At 67.9% G+C, this 20443-nt stretch carries 16 protein-coding genes; 10 read left to right on the top strand and 6 right to left on the bottom strand.

What is annotated here, in order from left to right; genetic code table 11:
• Window positions 1-236: 236 nt before the first annotated feature.
• The 4 genes from JF542_RS08590 to JF542_RS08575 all read right to left on the bottom strand — a co-directional run bounded on the left by JF542_RS08590 (window position 237) and on the right by JF542_RS08575 (window position 7811).
• Window positions 237-1913, bottom strand: coding sequence for a hydantoinase B/oxoprolinase family protein (locus JF542_RS08590; protein WP_207075530.1), 1677 nt, complete (start codon window positions 1911-1913; stop codon window positions 237-239).
• A 234-nt stretch (window positions 1914-2147) separates the two neighbouring features.
• Window positions 2148-4208: a hydantoinase/oxoprolinase family protein gene (locus JF542_RS08585; protein WP_207075649.1), complete on the bottom strand. Its 2061-nt coding sequence runs from the start codon at window positions 4206-4208 to the stop codon at window positions 2148-2150.
• A 47-nt stretch (window positions 4209-4255) separates the two neighbouring features.
• On the bottom strand, window positions 4256-6973 hold the full coding sequence (locus JF542_RS08580) for a molybdopterin-dependent oxidoreductase (protein ID WP_207075529.1): 2718 nt from the start codon (window positions 6971-6973) through the stop codon (window positions 4256-4258).
• Window positions 6963-7811 carry an FAD binding domain-containing protein gene (locus tag JF542_RS08575; RefSeq protein WP_207075528.1) on the bottom strand — a complete coding sequence of 283 codons (849 nt, stop codon included), beginning with the start codon at window positions 7809-7811 and terminating at the stop codon, window positions 6963-6965. The genes JF542_RS08580 and JF542_RS08575 overlap by 11 nt, the downstream gene beginning before the upstream one ends.
• Window positions 7812-8182: 371 nt before the next feature.
• On the opposite strand from JF542_RS08575, the gene JF542_RS08570 reads away from it, so the two are divergent.
• The 10 genes from JF542_RS08570 (at window position 8183) to JF542_RS08525 (ending at window position 18088) form a co-directional block, all read left to right on the top strand.
• On the top strand, window positions 8183-9613 hold the full coding sequence (locus JF542_RS08570) for a 6-hydroxynicotinate reductase (protein WP_242533686.1): 1431 nt from the start codon (window positions 8183-8185) through the stop codon (window positions 9611-9613).
• Window positions 9610-10473 (top strand): UPF0280 family protein, encoded by an 864-nt coding sequence (locus JF542_RS08565; protein ID WP_207075526.1) that lies wholly within the window; start codon window positions 9610-9612, stop codon window positions 10471-10473. The genes JF542_RS08570 and JF542_RS08565 overlap by 4 nt, the downstream gene beginning before the upstream one ends.
• Window positions 10466-11050: an amino acid synthesis family protein gene (locus tag JF542_RS08560; RefSeq protein WP_207075525.1), complete on the top strand. Its 585-nt coding sequence runs from the start codon at window positions 10466-10468 to the stop codon at window positions 11048-11050. The genes JF542_RS08565 and JF542_RS08560 overlap by 8 nt, the downstream gene beginning before the upstream one ends.
• Window positions 11047-11625: an amino acid synthesis family protein gene (locus JF542_RS08555; RefSeq protein WP_207075524.1), complete on the top strand. Its 579-nt coding sequence runs from the start codon at window positions 11047-11049 to the stop codon at window positions 11623-11625. The genes JF542_RS08560 and JF542_RS08555 overlap by 4 nt, the downstream gene beginning before the upstream one ends.
• Before the next feature lie 52 nt (window positions 11626-11677).
• The gene (locus tag JF542_RS08550) at window positions 11678-12748 is read left to right on the top strand and encodes an aromatic ring-hydroxylating dioxygenase subunit alpha (protein WP_007799437.1); all 1071 of its coding nucleotides are present in this window, start codon (window positions 11678-11680) and stop codon (window positions 12746-12748) included.
• A gap of 67 nt (window positions 12749-12815) precedes the next feature.
• Entirely contained in the window at window positions 12816-14024 is a 1209-nt protein-coding gene (locus JF542_RS08545) for an ABC transporter substrate-binding protein (protein ID WP_007799435.1), read from the top strand.
• Between the two features lie 201 nt (window positions 14025-14225).
• The gene (locus tag JF542_RS08540) at window positions 14226-16082 is read left to right on the top strand and encodes an ABC transporter permease (protein ID WP_207075523.1); all 1857 of its coding nucleotides are present in this window, start codon (window positions 14226-14228) and stop codon (window positions 16080-16082) included.
• A complete protein-coding gene (locus tag JF542_RS08535; RefSeq protein ID WP_007799429.1) occupies window positions 16082-16852 on the top strand; it encodes an ABC transporter ATP-binding protein in 771 nt (256 codons plus the stop codon). The genes JF542_RS08540 and JF542_RS08535 overlap by 1 nt, the downstream gene beginning before the upstream one ends.
• Entirely contained in the window at window positions 16845-17546 is a 702-nt protein-coding gene (locus JF542_RS08530) for an ABC transporter ATP-binding protein (RefSeq protein WP_207075522.1), read from the top strand. Before JF542_RS08535 ends, JF542_RS08530 begins: the two co-directional genes overlap by 8 nt.
• A gap of 89 nt (window positions 17547-17635) precedes the next feature.
• A complete protein-coding gene (locus JF542_RS08525) occupies window positions 17636-18088 on the top strand; it encodes a MarR family winged helix-turn-helix transcriptional regulator (protein WP_007799425.1) in 453 nt (150 codons plus the stop codon).
• Between the two features lie 69 nt (window positions 18089-18157).
• Here JF542_RS08525 and tdh read toward each other — a convergent pair whose 3' ends face one another.
• Both tdh and JF542_RS08515 read right to left on the bottom strand, forming a co-directional pair.
• Window positions 18158-19195, bottom strand: a complete 1038-nt coding sequence (gene tdh, locus JF542_RS08520) for an L-threonine 3-dehydrogenase (RefSeq protein WP_207075521.1) — start codon at window positions 19193-19195, stop codon at window positions 18158-18160.
• Window positions 19192-20379: a glycine C-acetyltransferase gene (locus JF542_RS08515; protein ID WP_207075520.1), complete on the bottom strand. Its 1188-nt coding sequence runs from the start codon at window positions 20377-20379 to the stop codon at window positions 19192-19194. The genes tdh and JF542_RS08515 overlap by 4 nt, the downstream gene beginning before the upstream one ends.
• Window positions 20380-20443: the final 64 nt, after the last annotated feature.

Here is a 20443-nt window from a genome sequence, read left to right as displayed (position 1 = left end):
ACCGGCGGTTTTTTTGAACGTTCCCATCGTCTCACCACGACGCGGAGCCTGCCGTGCCATCGCCGGTCCGCGGGATGGCGATCTCTCGATTTATCCCGACCAAATCCGAAGGACCTCGCAACTCAGCGCCCAGACCAGACAAATCGCCAGCCCGGGGGGCGGGCCATGCCAGAGGCATGCTTCCAGCATGACGATGGCGCGGCGGCCTTCAGCCTTGTTCCGCGCCGGGGAAGCGCTCACCCAAAGAGCCGCTTCGCCTCTTCCGCCGAGTACCGCCCGAGCCGCACGTCCTCGTCGACCAGCGCACGCTCACGAGTCGCTGGATCACCGTAGCCGCCGCCGCCGGGGGTCTTCACCCGCACCCGGTCGCCCGCGACCAGCGAGATGTCCTGCGCCTTCGACAGGTGCTCCGGCGTGAAGGTCTCGCCGCCGCGCGTCACCGCCACCTCGTTGACCGCGCCGTCGCCGCCGCCGAGCGCCCCCTGCGGGCCGAAGCGGCCGTGATCCATAACAAAGCTCGCCCGCGCCTGCCCCTTGAGGATCTCGACCTCGTAGTCGAGCCCGAACCCGCCGCGCTGCGCGCCCGCCCCGCCCGAGCCCTCGCGCAGCGCATAGCGGTGGTAGAGCACCGGGAATTGCTGCTCCATGATCTCCACCGGGGGGGCCTTGGAGATGCCGATGGTCGAGCAGCCGTTGGAGATGCCGTCGCCGCCCGCGTAGCCGCCATAGCCGCCGCCCGAGATCTGGTACATGACGTAGCTCTGCCCGGTCTCGGGCACCTCGCCGCCCAGCGCGAAATTGCCCGAGGAGCCCGCAGGGGCCGCGCTCACCTTGCCCGGCAGCGCCTCGACCAGAGCCGCGAACACCGCCTCGGCGATACGCTGGCTGACCTCCGCCGCGCAGCCCGAGACCGGGCGCGGGTATTGCGCGTCGAGGAAGGTGCCCTCCGGGCGCTTGACGGTGAGCGGCTCGAAGGCGCCGGCGCTGATCGGCACATCGGGAAAGATGTGCCGCATGGCAAGGTAGACCGAGCTCAGCGTGGTGGCGATGACCGAGTTCATCGGCCCCTGGCAGGGCGGGCTGGAGCCGGCGAAATCGAAGGACAGGCCTTCGCCATCGGCGGTCACCGCGAGCTTGATCTCGAGCGGCTCGTTCACCACGCCATCGCTGTCGATATAGGCGGTGGAGCGGTAGGTGCCCGGCGGGATCTGGGCGATCTGCGCCCGCATCTGCTCGGCGGCGCGGCTGCGCAGCTCGCCGATGGCCTCGCGCACGGTGTCGTCTCCGTAGCGGTCGAGCAGCCGGGTGAGCCGCGCTTCACCCACGTAGAGCGCCGCCGCCTGCGCCTTGACGTCGCCGATGCGCTGGTCCGCGACGCGAATGTTGGAGCAGATGATGGCGTAAATCTCTGGGTCGAGCTCGCCGTTCTTGAACAGGCGCACGGGTGGCAACCGCAGCCCCTCCTGCTCGACCGCCGTGGCCGAGGCCGAGAACCCGCCGGGCACCGCGCCGCCGGTATCGGGCCAGTGACCGGTGTTGGACAGCCAGCAGAAGATCTCGCCATTGCGCCAGACCGGCATTGCAAAACGCACGTCCATCAGGTGGGTGCCGCCGAGATAGGGATCGTTGACGATGTAGATGTCGCCGGGCTTCGGTGCCACGACCTTGCCCTCCGCGATCATCCTGATCAGCGTCGCAGTGGAATACTGCATCACGCCGACGAAGACCGGCAGGCCCTGGGAGCCTTGTGCGATCAGGCTGCCATCCTCGGCGGAATAGACCCCGTCCGAGCGGTCATTGGCCTCGGCGATCACCGGAGAGAAGGCGGCGCGGGAGAAGGACAGATCCATCTCGTCGCAGACCTGCTGCAAGCCGGACTGGATGACCGTGAGGGTGATGGGATCGAGCGTCATGTCAGACCTCCGAAGACAGCAAGGGCGGAAAGGGAGGATGCCTCCGGCGGGAGTATTCTTGACGAAGAGAAGACAGGGGCGCCGCTCCCGGCTTCTTTACGTTGCAAATACTCCACGGGGGGCGGATGGGCGTCCCGGAAAGCGTCCGGGGGACGGTTTCGCCCTGACGTGGGCGGAGCCCAGGGTGCGGGGTGTGCCCCCCAACTCCGGCGCCGGAGCTCTTGATGCCGCCGGTCATGTGCGTGGCCCCACGGTCACGATGAGATTGCCATCGGTATCCTGCGTGGCCACGTCGCCGGGCTCGAGCACCAGGGTGCAGTCCATCTGCTCGACGATGGCCGGCCCCGAAAGCGTGGTTTCCGCCGGCAGGTGGTCGCGCCAGTAGATCGGGGTGTCGATCCAGGCGTCAAAGAACACCGGGCGGGTGCCGGTGCGGGCCTCGTCCAGCGTCGCCTTGCGGCCCGCGGGGTCGATCAGCGCCGAGAGGTCAATCTCGGGGCGGCGGCCGATGACAGAGGTGTTCACGTTGACCAGCGCCGGGCGGATTTCCGGCAGCTTGACCTGGAAGCGCTTGAAATAGGCCTCCTCGAACAGCGCCTGAAGTGCCTCGCGCGTGGGCGTCGCCGAGGGCAGCGGCACGCGCAGCAAGTGGGTCTGGCCGATGAAGCGCATCTCGACCGAGAAGGAGATCTTCTCCTCGGCGATCTCGACCCGCTCGCGCCCGATGGCGGCGCGGCCCTCCTCGACCTGGCGGGCGAAGAGCGCGTGCACCTCCTCCATGTCGCAGGCATCCAGAGGCTGGTTCACCGTGGCCACGTAATCGTGGCGCAGGTCGGCCACCACGCAGCCCAGCGCGTTGGTGATGCCGGGCCGCGCCGGCACCAGCACCCGAGGCACGCCGAGCTCGCGCGCGATGGCGCAGGCGTGCAACGGCCCCGCCCCGCCGAAGGCGAAGAGCGCGAAGTCGCGCGGATCCTCGCCGAGCGAGATCGACACCATGCGCACCGCGTCGGCCATCTTGGCCGTGGCGATGCGCAGCACCGCCGCTGCCGCCTCGGTGGCGTCCAGCCCCAGCGCATCGCCGAGCCGGCTCTGGAAGGCGGCGCGGATGGTTTCGAGCGAGACATCGCCGGAGATGGTGTTGAGCTTGCCCGGATCCATCCGGCCCAGCGCCATGTTGGCATCCGAGATGGTGGGCTCAAGGCCGCCCTTGCCGTAGCAGATCGGCCCCGGCACCGAGCCGGCGCTGTCGGGCCCCACCTGCAAGAGCCCCGCCGCGTCAACCCGCGCGATGGAGCCGCCACCCGCCCCCACGGTGCGCACGTCGACCATCGGCACGTGGATCGGCATGGCATACTCGATCTCGATCTCGTGCGAGACCGCCGGATCGGCGCCGCGGATCATCGCCACATCCGTGGAGGTGCCGCCCATGTCATAGGTCAGAAGATCGGGGATGCCGGCGCGCCGCCCGGTATAGGCGGCGGCCATGACACCTGACGCCGGACCGGACATCACCGTCTTGGCGGCCTCCTCGGCCACCACACGGGCCGAGACCATGCCGCCATTGCCGTTCATCACCAAGAGGTCACGCTCATAGCCGCGCTCCGACAGCCGGTCGGCCAGCCGCTCGACATAGCGGCGCAACAGCGGCTGCACCGAGGCATTGACCGCCGCCGTGACACCACGCTCGAACTCGCGGCTTTCCGAGATCAGCGCGTGGCCGAGGGTGATGTTGCCGTTGGGCCAGATCTCGCGGGCGATCTCGCCGGCGCGGATCTCGTGGGCGGGGTTGGCATAGGCGTGCAGGAAGTGGATCACCAGCGCCTCGCAGCCCTTCTCGAGCAGCTCCGCAAGCGCGGCGCGCAGCGCGTCCTCGTCGAGGGCCGCGTATTCCGAGCCGTCCGCCAGCATGCGCTCGGGGATCTCGAGCCGCAAGTCGCGCGGGATGATCGGGCGGAACTGGCCGGTCATGCCATAGGCGTGCGGGCGCGTCCGGCGGCCAAGCTCGAGCACGTCGCGGAAGCCCAGTGTCGTCACCAGCCCGGTCTTGCAGAGCTGACGCTCGAGCACCGCGTTGGTGGTGGTGGTGGTGCCGTGCACGATGAGATCAAGCGCCGCGGCGTCCACCGCCGCCGCATCGAGCGCCGCAAGCACCCCCTTCGACTGGTTGTCGAGCGTGGTGGGCACCTTGGCAAGCTTCACCGCCCGCGCCTTGCTGTCGTAGAACACCAGGTCGGTGAAGGTGCCGCCCACGTCAATCCCGGCGAAGCGTCCGGTGAGGGTCTTGTCGGTCATCTCGGGGGCCTTTCCTGCGGCATCTGCCGGGGTCTTGTGGTCGAGCATCACGCGCCCTTGCCTGAGGCGAGGATCGCCGCGCGCACCGTGTCGGGCGTGGCGGGAAGGTGATGGACGCGGGCGCCGGTGGCGTGCGCGATGGCATTGAGCACCGCAGGCGCAGTGGGGATCAGGCAGTGCTCGCCGAGGCCCTTGGCGCCATAGGGGCCGTGAGCATCGCCACTCTCGATGATCAGGCTCTTGATCGGGGGCACGTCGCCGATGGTGGGAATGAGATAGTCGTGCAGGTTCTCGGTGCGTCCGGGAAGGAACTCTTCCATCAGCGCGAGGCCAATGCCCTGCGCCACGCCGCCCTCGATCTGGCCCTCGACCAGCAGCGGGTTGATCGCGCGGCCCACGTCATGCGCCGCCACGATGCGCAAGAGCTTGACCATGCCCAGCGCCATATCGACCTCGAGCTCGCAGATCTGCGCCGCGGTGCCGAAGACGGCGTAGGGATCGCCCTGCCCGTTCTCATCCAGCGGCGTGGTCGGTGGGTCGTAGCTCTCGACCGCCTCGATGGCGTAGCCCTCGGAGGGCTCGAGCTCGACACGCACCTTTGTGCCCGCGTCCGAAAGCGTGATGCCGCCATCCTCGAACGTGATCGTCGCTGCCTCGGAGACATTGCCCTGCCGCAGGATCTTGGCCCGGAGTGCCGCACCGCAGAGGCGGGCGGCGTTGCCCGAGATATAGGTCTGGCGGCTGGCAGACGTCTTGCCGGCATCAGGCGTAATGTCTGTGTCGGGGCCGAGGATGGTGATCTGGCCCACCGGCACGCCCAGCGCCTCGGCGAAGATCTGGGTGATGACGGTGTTGGCCCCCTGCCCGATATCGACCGCGCCCTGGTGCAGGCAGAGCGTGCCTTCGGGCGTGATGCCGGCGCGGATCGTCGAGGGGTTCGAGATCGAGGTGTTGCCGCAGCCATACCAGCCCGCCGCGATGCCGACGCCGCGTTTCTTCGTCTGGCTCGTGGCGTTGAATGCCTCGGCCTCGTCCAGCGCCTTGTCCCAATGGGGCTTGAGCGCATCGAAGCAGGCGTCGATGCCCATGCCGGTCTCGAAGACCTGCCCGGTCACGGTCGGATCGCCATTGCCGAGGCAGTTGAGGCGCCGGAATTCGAGCCGGTCCATGTTCAGCTTTTCGGCCAGCAGATCGTAGAGCTGCTCCTGCGCCACCGCCGATTGCGGTACGCCGAAGCCCCGGAAGGCCCCTGCGGGGGCGGTGTTGGTGTGGATGCCGGCGCTTTTCGCCTCGTAATTCGGGGTCTTGTAGGGGCCAGAGGCGTGGATCGGCACACGGTTGGCCACGGTGGGCCCCCAGCTGGCATAGGCGCCGGTGTTGAAGATCCCGTCGAAGCGCACCGCGCTGATCCGACCCTCCGCATCCGCGCCGACCTCCATGTGGACCTGGCTCGGATGCCGCTTGGTCGAGGTCGCGATGGATTCGGTCCGGGTGTAGGCGATGCGCACCGGGCGGTTCAGAACCCACGCCGCCAGCGCCACGTAGGGCTGCGCGGTGAGGTCGAGCTTGGAGCCGAAGCCGCCGCCCGTGGCCGTGGGCAGGATGCGCACCTGCTCCGGCGCCAGCCCCATGATCCCGGCGATGCCGTCGCGGTTCATGAACGGCGCCTGCGTGCAGCATTGCACCTCGATGCGGTCGCCCAAGCGCCGGGCCGAGGCGGCCTCGGGCTCGATATAGCCATGCTCGATGAAGCCGGTGGAGAAATCGCCCGAAACCACATGCGCGGCCTTGCTCATCGCCTCAGCGGCATCGCCGCGCGCGACATAGCCGCGGCACATGACGTTGTCGGTGCGGTCCCCATGCAGCAGCGCGGCGGTGTCGGCCCCCTCCGGGGTCAGCACCGACGCCAGCTCTTCCCATGCGACAGGAAACGGCTCCATCCCCCCCAGCGCCTCGGGCGTGCCGACCACGGCCGCCACCGCCTCCCCCTTGAAGCGGGTCTCACCTTCGGCAAAGACCGGCTGGTCCTCGAAGCCGGGGATCACGCCGAAACGGTTCTCGCCGGGCACGTCCTCCGCCGTGAGGATCAGCTCGAGGGCATTCTCCTCGCGGAAGGTCTCGAGATCGCCGAAGCTGAAGCTTGCCCGGTGGAACGGCGACCGGATCACCTGCACGGTAAGCGCATCCGCCGGCGCCACGTCATCGCCGAAGCGCTCGCTGCCATTGACCTTCGGCCAGCCGTCGAGCCGCGCAATGGGCGCGCCGACGCCGCCTTCCGCCAGGGGGGCCGCCGTCGAGGCGTCGAGCACGGCGGCGATGATCTTGCGATACCCGGTGCAGCGGCAGAGCACACCACCCAATGCGTCCGACACGCTCTCTTCGGTCAGGTCCTCGCCCGAGCGCAGCAGCGCGACGGCCGAGACCATCATGCCCGGGGTGCAGATGCCGCATTGCGCCGCCTGATGGCGCTGGAAGCTCTGCGCCAGACGCTCGGCGTCGCGGTCGCCCGCCACCAGCCCGGCCTGCGTCTCGATCTCGCAACCCTGCGCCTGCCCGGCGGCGATCATGCAGGCGCAGACCGGCGCGCCGTCGAGCAGCACCGTGCAGGCGCCGCAATCGCCGGCATTGCAGCCGACCTTGACGTCACGCGCCCCGGCACTCTCGCGCAGCACCTCCGAGAGACGCGCGGTGGGATCGGCGGGCACGGTGATCTCGGACCCGTTGAGGGTGAAGCCGATATGGCCCTGCGGCGCATCAAGCGACATGGGGCACCTCCTTGTCGGTGAGAGCGGCCTGCGAAAGCGCGCGGGCCACCAGCGTGGCAACGGCCTCCCGGCGGTAGCCGGCGCCGGCACGCACGTCGTCGATGGGGCTGAGCTCGGGGTAGCCGTAGTCCAGCGCGGCCTGCTCGGCCTGCGCTATGGTCTTGCCGGCGAGCGTCGCCTCCAGTGTCGGAAGCCGCCGCGCCACCGGGGAGCAGGCGCCCACGGCGAGGCGCGCGCTCTTGACGGTGTCGCACTCCATCTCAACCACCGCAGAGATCATGGCGATGGAGATCACCAGGTAGCGCCGCGCGCCGAGCTTGAGGAAGGCGCCCTGCCCCGTGGCCTCTGGGATGAAGAGCGCGGTGAGGATCTCGCCCGGCACCAGCTTCGTGGCGCGCGGGCCGGTGATGAAGTCGCTCAGCGGCATCCGTCGCATCCCCGAGGGCGCGGCCAGTTCGACCTGCGCATCGAGCGCCAGCAGCGCCGGCACGCCATCGGCCGCCGGAGAGGCGTTGCAGAGGTTGCCGGCCACAGTCCCGGCGTTCTGGATCTGCACCGAGCCGACCTCGCGCGCCGCGGCCTTCAGCCCATCGAAGAGCGGCGGCAGGTCGGCCTTCACCACCTGCGTCCACGTGGTTGCCCCCCCGATGCGCCAGCCATCCCCGCTGCGAGAGATGCCGCGCAGCCCGTCGATTCGCGTGAGGTCCACCATCTCCGGCGGCGGTGTGCCGTCGCGCAGCGCCGGGTAAAGGTCGGTGCCGCCGCCAAGGGCGACCGCCCTGCCGCCCTGCAGAAGCTCGAGCGCAGCGTCGAGCGATTCGGGGCGATGCAGTGGCATTGGGCTTTCTCCTTGCTGGTCGCTGGGTTGGTCGGTCTGCGCCGCCTTTTCCGCCGCACTTCATTCGTGTGCGAACGATTTGAGAGCGAGCGTAGGGGCGGTTTCCGATTTCTGTCAATCGCCTTCATCGCGCCCATCGCCCGCATCTGGCAGAATGCTGAAAAACGCGACACAGGTCCATCTCGCCCCGCGCCGTCACACCATGCCGCTTGACAGAGTGGCCGGGGCCATGCGTTCGTATACAAACGAATTACGACGCAATGACGCCACATGGCCAGCCAAGGAGCCCGCACGTGACCGTTGAGACGCCCCCGGTAAAACGCAAGCGAGCGGACAAGCCCGAAAAGATTCGCTGCGATGCCTGCCCGGTGATGTGCTATATCGCCGAGGGCCGCGCCGGGGCCTGCGACCGCTACGCCAACGAGGGCGGCGAACTGGTGCGTCTGGACCCGCTGACCATTCTGGAGAACCGCGAGGACGTGGCGCTGGTGCCCTTCCTCGACCGCGAGTGGGATGGCGACATCGTCTCGGGCGACGAAGCCTTCCTCACCGCCGTGGGCTCGGGCACCACCTATCCCGATTACAAGCCCGCGCCGTTCATCGTCGCATCAACGGCGGCGGATGCCGACATGATCACCGTTGTGACCGAGGGGATCTTTTCCTATTGCGGCGCCAAGGTGAAGATCGACACCGATCGCCACCTCGGCTCCGAATGCGCCTGGGTGCGCGCCGAGGGCGAGGTCATCGGCCACGTGACGACCTCGGAATACGGCTCGCAGATGCTGTCGTTGGGCGGGGTGAATCACCTTACCGGCGGATCCAAGAAAGAGGGTCGCGCCACCTGCTCTGCCCTGCTGGCGCTGTGCAACGGCGAGAGCGTGGCACTCACCATCGACAATGGCGCCGATCTCGAGATCACTGCCGGCAAGGCGCCCGTGGTCAACGGCCAGGCGGAAGAGCGCATGCGTGTCGGCTGCGGCTCGGCCACCGTCGGCATGTTCGCGGCGCAATGGCAGGGGCTGGTCGACGAGGTGGTGGTGGTCGACGACCACATCACCGGCGTCATGTCCGAGCACCAGGCCGGCAAGGTCATCGGCTGGAAGCCCACCGGCATCAAGATCAAGGGCCGCCGCTCGACCCCCGGGCGCTACTTTCAGGTCGCCGAGCCCGGCACCGGATGGGGCGGCACCGACCTCTCGGACCCGCTGGCGATTCTCGACAAATGGAAGCCCGAGGCCTGGCCGGGGCTGTCGATCCTCATGGTTTCGACCACCGGCGAGCACGCCGCCTATTACGAGCTCAACGACGACCTCGTGCCGGTGCAGAAGGAGATGCCCGCGCGGCTGTTGCCGTCGGTGCAGCGCATCGAGGAGAATTGCGAGCCCTCGATGGCCTCGGTGCTGTTCATGGCCGGAGCTGGCGGCTCATTGCGCTCTGGCGTGACCGAGAACCCGGTCTCGCTCACCCGGTCCGTACAGTCGCGGCTGACCCGCGTCACCTGCGGCGGCGCGCCGGTGATGATGTGGCCCGGCGGCGGCATCACCTTCATGTCGGACGTCACGCAGATGCCGAAGAATGCCTTCGGCTACGTGCCCACCCCGGCGCTGGTCGCTCCGATCGAGTTCACCATGTCGCGCGCCGACTACCAGGCGCTTGGCGGTCACATGGATTATGTCATGCCGCTCGAGGATGCGCTCAAGGGCGTGCATCCGCGGCAGAGCGATCACCGCCTGTCGGGCCAGCGCTCGGAGAGCCGCAAGAGCGGCGCGCCCTGGCCGGTTGGCAAGGAGCCTTTGAAATGAGCTTTCGCGAGGGCCCCGTGGTGCGCTTTGCCCGCGATGGGCGGATGCGGCTGACCCACGGCCCCATCGACCTGATCGTGACCGCGAAGGGCGTGCCCGAGGCCGCGAAATCCGCCCTGCGCCGCGCCCACGAAGCCTTCGAGCCGGTGCTGCCCACGCTCTGCCAGGAGCTGCCCCGCCTGCGCGCGCCACGCGGCGCCCAGCCGATGGGCCCGGTGGCAAACCGCATGGTGTCAGCCGCCGCCCCCTTCAGCGAAACCTTCGTCACGCCGATGGCGGCGGTGGCTGGCTCGGTGGCCGATCACGTGCTCGCCGCGATGCTGGTGCCCGGCCACGGGCTCGACAGTGCACATGTGAACAACGGCGGCGACATCGCGCTCTGGACCCGTCAGAGCCCGCTGCGGCTGGCGATCTGCGAAGACCCGATCATCCGTGCCCCCGGCGGCCGCGCCGTCATCGGCCCCGGCGACGGCATCGGCGGTGTCGCCACCAGCGGCTGGCGCGGGCGCTCGCAGTCGATGGGCATCGCCGACGCGGTCACCGTACTGGCCCGAGATGCTGCCACCGCCGATGTGGCCGCCACGCTGATTGCCAACGCCGTCGATCTGCCCGGCCATCCCGCCATCGCGCGCGTGCCCGCCAGAGACCTCGCCCCGGACAGCGATCTCGGCGCGCGGTACGTCACCACCAATGTCGGTCCGCTTGCCCCCGATGAGGCGCGACAGGCGCTGGACGCCGGGCACGCGCTGGCCCAAGACTACATCCGCCGCGGCCTGATCCGCGCCGCCTGCCTTGCCGCGGCAGGCCAGCGCACGGCCATCGGCGATGCCATTTCCCAGGAGGAGCCCGAATATGCCTGAGGTGAAGGTCCGCAAGACGCTGGTCCAGGTCGAAACCATCTTCCACGAGGGCGGCCCTGCCCCCGAGGCGCCGCAGAAGCGCGCCGCCGCCATCGCGGTGATCGAGAATCCCTACGCGGGCGGCTATGTCGAGGACATCCTGCCCTTCATGAAAGATCTCGAGCCCCTCGGCGCCGAGATGGCCAAGATGTGCATCGACGCGCTCGGCGGCGATGCCTCCTTGGTGGAAGGCTACGGCAAGGGGGCCATCGTCGGCGTCAATGGCGAGATCGAGCATGGCGCGCTCTGGCACGTGCCCGGCGGCTACGCCATGCGCGACGCCATCGCGGAGAGCATGGCCATCGTGCCCTCGACCAAGAAGGTCGGTGCCGCCGGCACCCGCCTCGACGTGCCGGTGACCCACACAAATGCCTCCTACGTGCGCACCCATTACGACGCGGTCGAGGTCGGCGTGCCCGACGCGCCGCGCCCCAACGAGATCGCGCTGGTTCTGGTGATGACCACCGCGGGCCGCATCCATGCCCGCATCGGCGGTCTCACCAAGGATCAGGTCAAGGGCGAGGACGGGCTCCGTTGAAGCTGCGCAAGATCATCACGCTGGTCGAGGAGACCCGCTCCGAGATGGGCCAGGCGGTGACGCCGCCCGCCCGCCGGGCACTCGCCGCCGCGGTGATCGAGAACCCTTTCGCCGGCACCTATGCCAAGGACCTCTCGGAGCTGATCGAGACCGGCGCAGAGCTCGGCACGCGCTTGGGCAACGAGGCGCTGGCCGCGCTCGGCTGCGCCCCGGATGACATCGAGGGCTACGGCAAGGCCGCGCTGGTGGGCGAGCTTGGCGAGCTGGAGCACGCCGCGGCGCTGCTGCACCCCAAGCTCGGCGCGCCGCTGCGCGCGGTGATCGGCGGCGGCAAGGCGCTGGTCCCCTCGTCAAAGGCCATCGGCCGCGCCGGCGAGATCCTCGACGTGCCGCTTGGCCACAAGGATGCCGCTTACGTGCGCAGCCATTTCGACGCCATGCGCCTGCGCCTGCCCGACGCGCCACGCCCGGGCGAGATCGTTGTCGCGGTGGTGCTGCAACAGACCGGACGACCGCTGCCCCGGGTGGGCGGCCTGAGACAGGACGAGATCGAGGGCGCCGACGGATTGCGCTGAACGGAACAGGACTTCGCTGACGAACCGAGCGAGATTGCAAGGGAGCAAGACGATGACGAATTTCGTGAAGAACGCCTGGTATGTCGCTGGCTGGTCGACGGAAATCGACGACGAGCTGCGCCGCTTCACCATCCTCGGCGACAATGTCGTGATGTTCCGCAAGTCCGATGGCGCGGTCGCGGCGCTCGAGGATCGTTGCCCGCACCGCCTGCTGCCGCTCTCCAAGGGCAAGCGCATCGGCGACACCGTGCAATGCGGCTATCATGGGCTGACCTTCGACTGCTCCGGCGCCTGCGTCCGGGTGCCCGGCCAGACCAACCTTCCGAAATCCGCCTACGTGATCTCCTACCCGATCGTCGAGAAACACGGCATCGTCTGGATCTGGATGGGCGACCCCGAAAAAGCCGACGAAGCGCAGGTCTTCGACATGCCCGAGTTCTCCGACCCGGCCTGGGCCGCGCATCACGGCGACGCGCTGCATCTCAAGTCGAACTACCTCAACGTGGCCGAGAACCTCGTCGACCCGGCGCATGTGAGCTTCGTGCACCCCACCACGCTGGGCAACGCGGCGTCCGAGAACGTGCCGGTGCATGTGCAGACCGAGGGCGAGGCCATCGTCGCGTGGCGCTGGATTCGCGACGCCGAACCGATCGGCTTCTTCAAGGCCTTCGGCGGCTTTTCCGGCAATGTCGACCGCTGGCATTACTACTACCTCTACACGCCTTGCACGGCGGTGATCGATTTCGGCTCCATCGAGACCGAGAAGAAATGCGCCGAGGAGGATCGCGGCGAGGGCGTGCGCATCTTCGCGCTGCATTTCATGACGCCGGTCACCGAGACCTACACCATCGACCGCTGGATGCATCTGCGCAACACCGCCACCGACGACGCGGAGGCGGCCGAGCGCATGGACACCATGTTCCGCAAGGCCTTTGACGAGGACAAGGAGATCCTCGAGGCGGTGCAGGAGGAGGAGATGCGCCCGCAGACGCGCCGCCCCATCCGCATCGCCATCGACAAGGGCCCCCTTGTCTATCGCAAGCGCATCAACGAACTTCTGGAACTGGAACGCACCGAGGACCTCGCCGCCGATCCCTCGCCGGCGTTTGTCTACCACGATTAACCGGCGTAAGACCGGGATACCAAAAGTTGCCGCCAGGGCAACGCCACCAACAGGAGAGTATATCCCCATGAACTTTCTGAGACGCACCGTGCTTGCCACGGCCGCCGCCATGGCGCTGGTGCCCGCAGCGGGCTTCGCGCAGGAGACCATCAAGGTCGGCGAGATCAACCACTACAAGCGCATGGCCGCCTTCGCCGAGCCCTACAAGCTGGGCATCGAGCTGGCGCTGTCCGAGATCAACGAGGCCGGCGGCGTGCTGGGCCAGGAGCTCGAGTTCATCTTCCGCGACGACCAGGGCGACCCGGCCGAAGCGGTGAAGATCGCCGAAGAGCTGATGACCCGCGACGGCGCCGTGATGCTGACCGGCACCATCCTCAGCCACGTGGGTCTCGCGCTGTCGAGCTTCGCCGCCGAGAAGGGCTATCTCTACCTCGCCTCCGAGCCGCTGGCTGACAGCCTGGTGTGGAAGTCGGGCAACCCCTACACCTTCCGCCTGCGCGCCTCGACCTGGGTTCAGGCCGCGATGCTGGCCGAGGAGGCCGCAAAGACCGACGCAATCAAGTATGCCACCATCGCGCCGAATTACGCCTACGGGCAGGACGCGGTCGAGGCCTTCAAGGCCAACCTCAAGCGCCTGAAGCCCGAGGTCGAGTTCGTCGCCGAGCAGTGGCCGGCGCTGTTCAAGATCGATGCCGGCGCCGAGGTGCAGGCCATCGAGCGCGCCAAGCCCGACGCGATCTACAACGTCACCTTCGGCACCGACCTCGCCAAGTTCGTGCGCGACGGCGGCGACCGCGGCCTGTTCGACGGCCGCAATGTCTACGGCCTTCTCACCGGCGAGCCGGAATATCTCGAGCCGCTCGGCGACGAGGCCCCCGAGGGCTGGTTCGTCACCGGCTTCCCCTGGTATGGCTTCGAGGACGGCACCCCCGGCAAGACCTTCGTCGACGCCTATACCGAAGCCACAGGCGAGACCCCGAAGATCGGCAGCCTCGTGGGCTACATGACCGCCCAGTCGATCGCCGCCGGCATCGAGGCCGCCGGTGCCACCGACACCGAGTCGCTGGTCGCGGCCTTCGAGGGCCTCACGGTCGAGAACACCCCCATCGGCGAGCTGACCTACCGCGAGATCGACAACCAGTCGACGCTCGGCGCCTGGGTCGGCACCACCGCGCTCGAGGATGGCAAGGGCGTGATGGTGGACTGGGAATACAAGGACCCGGCCCCCTACATGCCCTCCGACGAGGACATCACCGCCATGCGTCCGGCCGAGTGACCGAGCGGGGGCGCCGCCCGTGCCGCGCCCCCTGCTTCTCTACGTCGACAAATACTCCGGGGTGAATTGGCCCTACGGGCCAAGAGGGGCAGAGCCCCTCCCCCCTGCCTCATCCGCACCCGACCACGGGGCAGTGCGCAGCCGTCCTGCGCCCGCGACCCACTGCGCCCGAACGCCTGACAGGAAAGCACCACCCGGACCATGGCCTTCTTATTCGCCCAGTTCCTGACGGGGCTCGCCAATGCGGCGGCTCTGTTCCTCGTCGCCTCCGGGCTGTCGCTGATCTTCGGCGTCACCCGGATCGTCAACTTCGCGCATGGCTCGTTCTACATGCTCGGCGCCTTCATCGGCATCTACCTGATGGAGATCCTGCCCGGCGCGGTGGGCTTCTGGGGCGCCATCCTGCTCACCGGCATCGCGGTCGGGCTGATCGGCGCCTTTGTCGAGATGGTGGTGCTGCGCCCGATCTACCGCGCGCCCGAGCTGTTCCAGCTTGTCGCCACCTTCGGCGTGATCCTCGTGATCCAGGATCTCGCGCTGATGATCTGGGGCGCCGAGGACCGGCTCGGGCCGCGCGCCCCGGGCCTGCGCGGCGTCTGGCGGATCTTCGGCGAGCCGGTGCCCAAGTACGACATCATCCTGATCGCCATCACCCCCTTCATCCTCTTCGCGCTCTGGTATCTCATCACCAAGACCCGGCTCGGCGTGCTGGTGCGCGCCGCCACGCAGGACCGCGAGATGGTCGGCGCGCTCGGCGTCAACCAGGCCTGGCTCTTCACCGGCGTCTTCGCGCTCGGCTCGGCGCTTGCCGGCTGGGGCGGTGCGCTGCAACTGCCCAAGGGCGGCGCCGATCTGCTGATGGATTTCAACATCATCGGCGCGGTCTTCGTGGTGGTGGTGATCGGCGGCATGGGCTCCCTGCCCGGCGCCTTCATCGCCTCGGTGCTGATCTCGGTCCTGAACGTCTTCGGCGTCACCTACCTGCCGCAATCGACGCTGGTGCTGATGTTCGTGGTCATGGCCGTGGTGCTGATCATCCGCCCCTACGGGCTTCTGGGCCAAGAGGAAGTCGCCGGCGAGCACGGGCAGGTCGGCGCGCCGGAAACCCCGATCCGCCCCTATGGCCCAATGGGTCAGGCGCTGATCGCGGCGCTGCTGCTGGGCCTCGCGCTGCTGCCGCTCTTCGTCGACCAGTTCATGCTGATCCTGACCATCGACATGGTCATCTTCGCGCTCTTCGCCGCCTCGCTGCATTTCATCCTCGGCTCCGGCGGGCTGGTGAGCTTCGGCCATGCCGCCTTCTTCGGCGGCGGCGCCTATGCGGCGGCACTGCTGGTGTTCCACACCGACACGCCGATGGAGCTGGCCTTCTTGTTCGCGCCGCTGGCCGCAGGCCTGCTGGCGCTCGGCATCGGCTGGTTCTGCATCCGCCTCACCGGGGTCTATTTCGCCATGCTGACACTGGCCTTCAGCCAGCTGGTCTGGAGCCTTGCCTTCCAGTGGCGCGCGGTCACGCGCGGCGATGACGGCCTGGTCAACATCTGGCCCTCCGAGTGGCTCTCGGGCACCGAGACCTACTACTATTTTGCCCTGATCCTCGGCGTCGGCGGCATCCTGTTCCTGCGCCACGTCATTCACTCGCCCTTCGGCTACGCGCTGCGCGCCGGGCGCGACAGCCCGCGTCAGGCCGAGGCCACCGGCATCGACGTTAAGCGCGTGCAGTTCGTGGCCTTCGCCCTCGCCGGCGCCATGGCCGGTCTGGCGGGCGGCATCTTCGTCTTCGCCAAGGGCTCGGTCTTTCCCACCGAGCTGGAGATCGCCAAGAGCTTCGACGCGCTGATCGTGGTCTTCCTCGGCGGTGTGAAGACGCTGGCCGGCGGGGTCGTCGGCGCAGGATTCATGACCGTGGTCGAGGACTGGCTGACCCGCCTCGAATACTGGCGCCTGCTGCTGGGTCTGGTGATCATCGCCGTGGTGATCGTGATGCCCGAGGGCATCGTCGGCACCCTGCGCACGCTCTGGCGCCGCATCCGCAACACCGATGAGGAGACGGTCTGATGTCCGAGATCCTTAGAGTCGAGACCCTCAAGAAGAGCTATGACGGCTTTCTCGCGGTCAACGGCGTGTCCTTCAGCGTCGCCAAGGGCGAGCTGAAGGCGCTGATCGGCCCCAACGGCGCCGGCAAGTCGACCTGCTTCAACATGCTGATGGGGCAGCTCAAACCCACCGAAGGCGAGGTCTTCTTCGAGGGCGAGCGGATCACCGGCCACAAGCCCCGCGACATCTGGCGCCGGGGCGTGGGACGGACCTTCCAGATCACCGGCACCTACCAGTCGATGACGGTGATCGAGAACGTGCAGATGGCGCTGATGAGCCATCACCGCAAGATCTTCTCGTTCGGGTCCCGGGCGTGGAAGCTCTACCGCGAGGAGGCGTTCGAGTTCCTCGAGACCGTGTCGATGCAGGATCAGGCCGACCGACCCTGCTCGATCCTCGCCTATGGCGATCTCAAGCGGCTCGAGCTGGCCATCGCGCTCTGCCACCGGCCGCGCCTGCTGCTGATGGACGAGCCTACCGCCGGCATGGCCCCGAGCGCCCGCGTCGAGCTGATGCAGCTCGTCGCCGACATCGTCCGCGACCAGGGCGTCTCGGTGCTGTTTACCGAGCACGACATGGACGTGGTCTTTGCCCATTCCCATCACATCATGGTGCTGAACCGCGGCGAGCTGATCGCCGATGGCGACGCCACCGCCGTGCGCAACAACCCGCAGGTCCAGGAGGTCTATCTGGGCGGCGGGACGCTCTTCAAGGAGGAGTCCCATGCTTAGCGTCGAGCGCATCCACAGCTATTACGGCAAGGCCCACATCCTCAACGACCTGAGCTTCGAGGTGCGTCGCGGCGAGGTGGTGGCACTTCTGGGCCGCAACGGCGCGGGCAAATCCACCACGATGAAATCGGTGATGCAGCTTGTCCGCCCGAAGCAGGGACAGGTGGTGTTTCAGGGCGAAAACCTCATCGGCCAACCGGCCTTCCGGGTCGCCAAGGACGGCATCGGCTACGTCCCCGAGGACCGGCGCATCTTCACCGACCTGACGGTGGTCGAGAACCTCGAGGTCGGGCGCCAGCCGCGGCGCCAGGACGCGCCGCAATGGACCGTCGAGCAGCTCTTCGAGATCTTTCCCAACCTCTCCGAGCGCCGCGCCAATCGCGGCAAGCACATGTCGGGCGGCGAGCAGCAGATGCTGACCATCGCGCGCACGCTGATGGGCAACCCCTCGCTGCTGCTGCTCGACGAGCCCTCCGAGGGCATCGCGCCGGTGATCGTCGAGCAGATGGCGGCGACGATCCTGAAGCTCAAGGCCGAAGGGCTGACGGTGATGATCTCCGAGCAGAACCTGCATTTCGCCCGCGCCGTGGCCGACCGGGCCATCATCATCGAGGGCGGCGAGAAGAAGTTCGATGGCAGTTTCAAGGAGTTGGAGGCACATCCCGAGATCCGCGACGCCTATCTTTCCGTCTGAGCCACAAGCGCCTATACTGCACTGCAGCATAATCGCCAAAGGGGCGCTCTTTTTGCAAGGATGGAGCGCCAGACAGGAGGTCCGATTTCTTGGAAGACACGCCGAAAGCCCGCACCAGCGCCGAACATGGCTACGTGCTCGACGAACAGATCGGGTTCCTGCTCCGCAAGGCCTACCAGCGCAACTCGAACATCTTCGCTGAAAGCGTGCCGGGAAAACTGACGCCCACGCAGTTCTCGGTGATGCACCGGCTGGCCGAGGACGGTCCGACCTCGCAGAACCTGCTGGGCCGCTCGGTGGCCATGGACGGGGCGACGACCAAGGGCGTGGTCGACCGGCTGATCGCGCGCGGCCTGCTGAAGACCGAAGCCGACCCGGTGGACCGCCGCCGCCATCTCGTCTCGCTCACCGCGGATGGCGTGGCGCTGATCGACGCGGCGGTGGATGCCGCCATCGCGGTGAGCGCCGAGACGCTGTCCCCCCTGCGCGAGCGCGAGAAGGAGACGCTGCTGCGCTTGCTCAAGAAGCTCGGCGGGGAGTGACGGGCAAGGACCGCTTCAAAAGGCGCCGCCCGCCCTCTCAGGCGCCGAAACCCGGGACATCTTACGCCCTCAGCGCCAGTCCAGCACCACCTTCCCCGAGAGCCCGCTGCGCATGATCTCGAACCCCTCGCGAAAGTCCGTTGCCGCGAAGCGGTGTGTGATCACCCGGCGCACGTCGAGCCCGTTCTCCAGCATCGCGATCATCTTGTACCAGGTCTCGAAGATCTCGCGGCCATAGATGCCCTTGAGCGTGATCGCCTTGAACACGATGCGCGACCAGTCAACCGGGCTCTTGCCCGGCGGAATGCCCAGCAGCGCGATGCGCCCGCCCATCACGAGGCTTTCGACCATCTGGTCGAGCGCCGCCTGATTGCCCGACATCTCGAGGCCGACGTCGAAGCCCTGCTTCATCTTCAGCCGCGCCGCCACGTCGCGCAGATCCTCCTGCGCCACGTTGACCGGCACCACGTCCGTCACCTGCGCCGCAAGCTCGAGCCGCGCTGGATTCACGTCGGTGATGACCACGTGCCGCGCGCCCACATGCCTGGCCACCGCCGCCGCCATGATGCCGATGGGGCCGGCGCCGGTGATCAGCACGTCCTCGCCCACCAGATCATAGCTCAGCGCCGTGTGCACCGCGTTGCCCAGCGGATCTAGGATCGCGCCGATCTCGTCGTCGACGGCATCGGGCAGCGGCACCACGTTGAAGGCCGGCAGGCGCAGAAACTCCGCGAAAGCGCCCTGCTCGTTGACGCCGATGCCGCGGGTCTCTGGATCGAGATGAAAGCGCCCGGCGCGGCTCTGCCGGCTCTGACGCCCGATGAGATGCCCCTCGCCCGAGCAGCGCTGGCCAATCTCGAGACCGGTCACGTCGCGGCCCAGCTCGACGATCTCGCCGGCGAATTCGTGGCCGGTGATCAGCGGCACCGGCACGGTGCGCTGCGCCCACTCGTCCCAGTTCCAGATATGGATGTCGGTGCCGCAGATGCCGGTCTTGTTGATCCGGATCAGCACATCCTCGGGGCCGATCTCGGGCACCGGCGCCTCGACCTGCCAGAGACCCGGCTCCGGCTTCGACTTCTCCAATGCGATCATCTGGTTGGTCATGTCAGCACCCCTGTGTCGCGGCCGGCCCGGTCAAAGGCGGCGAGGGCCTCGTCAAGATCCGCGCGGGTCAGCGCGGCGTTCATCTGGGTGCGAATGCGGGCGCGGCCCTTGGGCACCACCGGGAAGAAGAACCCCGACACGTAGACGCCAAGCTCGTAGAGCCGCTGCGCCATCGCCTGCGCCTTGCGGGCATCATACAGCATCACCGGGATGATCGGGTGCTCACCCTCGAGAAGGTCGAACCCGATCTCGGTCAGCCCGTCGCGCCAGTAGCGGGAATTCTCGAAGAGCTGCGCGCGCAGGTCGTCGCCCTGCTCGACCAGATCGAGCGCCTTGAGCCCCGCGGCCACCACCGCAGGCGGCAGCGCATTGGAGAAGAGATAGGGCCGCGCGCGCTGGCGCAGCAGGTCGATCACCGGCTGCGGGCCGGCGATATAGCCGCCAAGCGCGCCGCCTAGCGCCTTGCCCAGCGTCCCGGTGAGGATGTCTGCGCTGACCCCGCAATGGGCTGGCGTGCCCGCGCCCTTCGGCCCCATGAAGCCGGTCGCATGGCAATCGTCGACCATCAGCAGCGCATCGTATTGATCGGCCAGCGCGCGGATCTCGGGCAGCTTGGCAAGGTAGCCATCCATCGAGAACACCCCGTCGGTGGCGATCATGATATGGCGCGCGCCATCCGCCCGCGCCGCCTGCAGCTGCGCCTCGAGATCCGCCATGTCGGAATTGGCGTAGCGGTAGCGCTTGGCCTTGCAGAGCCGGATGCCGTCGATGATCGAGGCGTGGTTCAGCGCATCCGAGATCACCGCATCCTCCGGCCCCAGAAGCGGCTCGAAGAGCGCGCCGTTGGCATCGAAACAGGCAGCGAAAAGGATGCTGTCCTCGGTTCCGAGGAAGGCTGCCAACCGCTGCTCCAGCTCACGGTGCAGATCCTGCGTGCCGCAGATGAAGCGCACCGAGGCCATGCCATAGCCGTGATCGCGCATCGCTTCCGTCGCCGCCTCGACCAGCGCCGGGTGATCGGCGAGCCCGAGGTAGTTGTTGGCGCAGAGATTGATCAGCTCGCGCCCATCGACGCCGACGCGGGTGCCCTGCGGCGAGGTGATCAGCCGCTCGGTCTTCATCAGGCCGTCGGCCTCGATCCCCGCGAGCGTGTCGCGCATGTGGCTGAGAAAAGCATCGGACATGAGGGCACTCCTTCCGTTGGATTGCGCCCCTTTTCCGACATTACGGATTTCAGGTCAATGTAAA

The organism is Salipiger bermudensis (assembly GCF_017309175.1).
In the GTDB taxonomy this organism is placed as follows: Bacteria; Pseudomonadota; Alphaproteobacteria; order Rhodobacterales; family Rhodobacteraceae; genus Salipiger; species Salipiger bermudensis.
Note: the sequence above shows the minus strand (reverse complement) of the source record. Positions and strands in the feature narration are given on the sequence as shown.

Bases quoted from the DNA above. Each gene is read 5' to 3' on its own strand.
- JF542_RS08590 (WP_207075530.1), bottom strand. From the start codon at position 1,913: ATGACGCTCGATCCCATCACCCTCACGGTCATCCAGTCCGGCTTGCAG.
- JF542_RS08550 (WP_007799437.1), top strand. From the start codon at position 11,678: ATGACGAATTTCGTGAAGAACGCCTGGTATGTCGCTGGCTGGTCGACG.
- JF542_RS08565 (WP_207075526.1), top strand. From the start codon at position 9,610: ATGAGCTTTCGCGAGGGCCCCGTGGTGCGCTTTGCCCGCGATGGGCGG.
- JF542_RS08560 (WP_207075525.1), top strand. From the start codon at position 10,466: ATGCCTGAGGTGAAGGTCCGCAAGACGCTGGTCCAGGTCGAAACCATC.
- tdh (WP_207075521.1), bottom strand. From the start codon at position 19,195: ATGACCAACCAGATGATCGCATTGGAGAAGTCGAAGCCGGAGCCGGGT.
- JF542_RS08515 (WP_207075520.1), bottom strand. From the start codon at position 20,379: ATGTCCGATGCTTTTCTCAGCCACATGCGCGACACGCTCGCGGGGATC.
- JF542_RS08530 (WP_207075522.1), top strand. From the start codon at position 16,845: ATGCTTAGCGTCGAGCGCATCCACAGCTATTACGGCAAGGCCCACATC.
- JF542_RS08575 (WP_207075528.1), bottom strand. From the start codon at position 7,811: ATGCCACTGCATCGCCCCGAATCGCTCGACGCTGCGCTCGAGCTTCTG.
- JF542_RS08580 (WP_207075529.1), bottom strand. From the start codon at position 6,973: ATGTCGCTTGATGCGCCGCAGGGCCATATCGGCTTCACCCTCAACGGG.
- JF542_RS08585 (WP_207075649.1), bottom strand. From the start codon at position 4,208: ATGACCGACAAGACCCTCACCGGACGCTTCGCCGGGATTGACGTGGGC.
- JF542_RS08545 (WP_007799435.1), top strand. From the start codon at position 12,816: ATGAACTTTCTGAGACGCACCGTGCTTGCCACGGCCGCCGCCATGGCG.
- JF542_RS08535 (WP_007799429.1), top strand. From the start codon at position 16,082: ATGTCCGAGATCCTTAGAGTCGAGACCCTCAAGAAGAGCTATGACGGC.
- JF542_RS08540 (WP_207075523.1), top strand. From the start codon at position 14,226: ATGGCCTTCTTATTCGCCCAGTTCCTGACGGGGCTCGCCAATGCGGCG.
- JF542_RS08570 (WP_242533686.1), top strand. From the start codon at position 8,183: ATGTGCTATATCGCCGAGGGCCGCGCCGGGGCCTGCGACCGCTACGCC.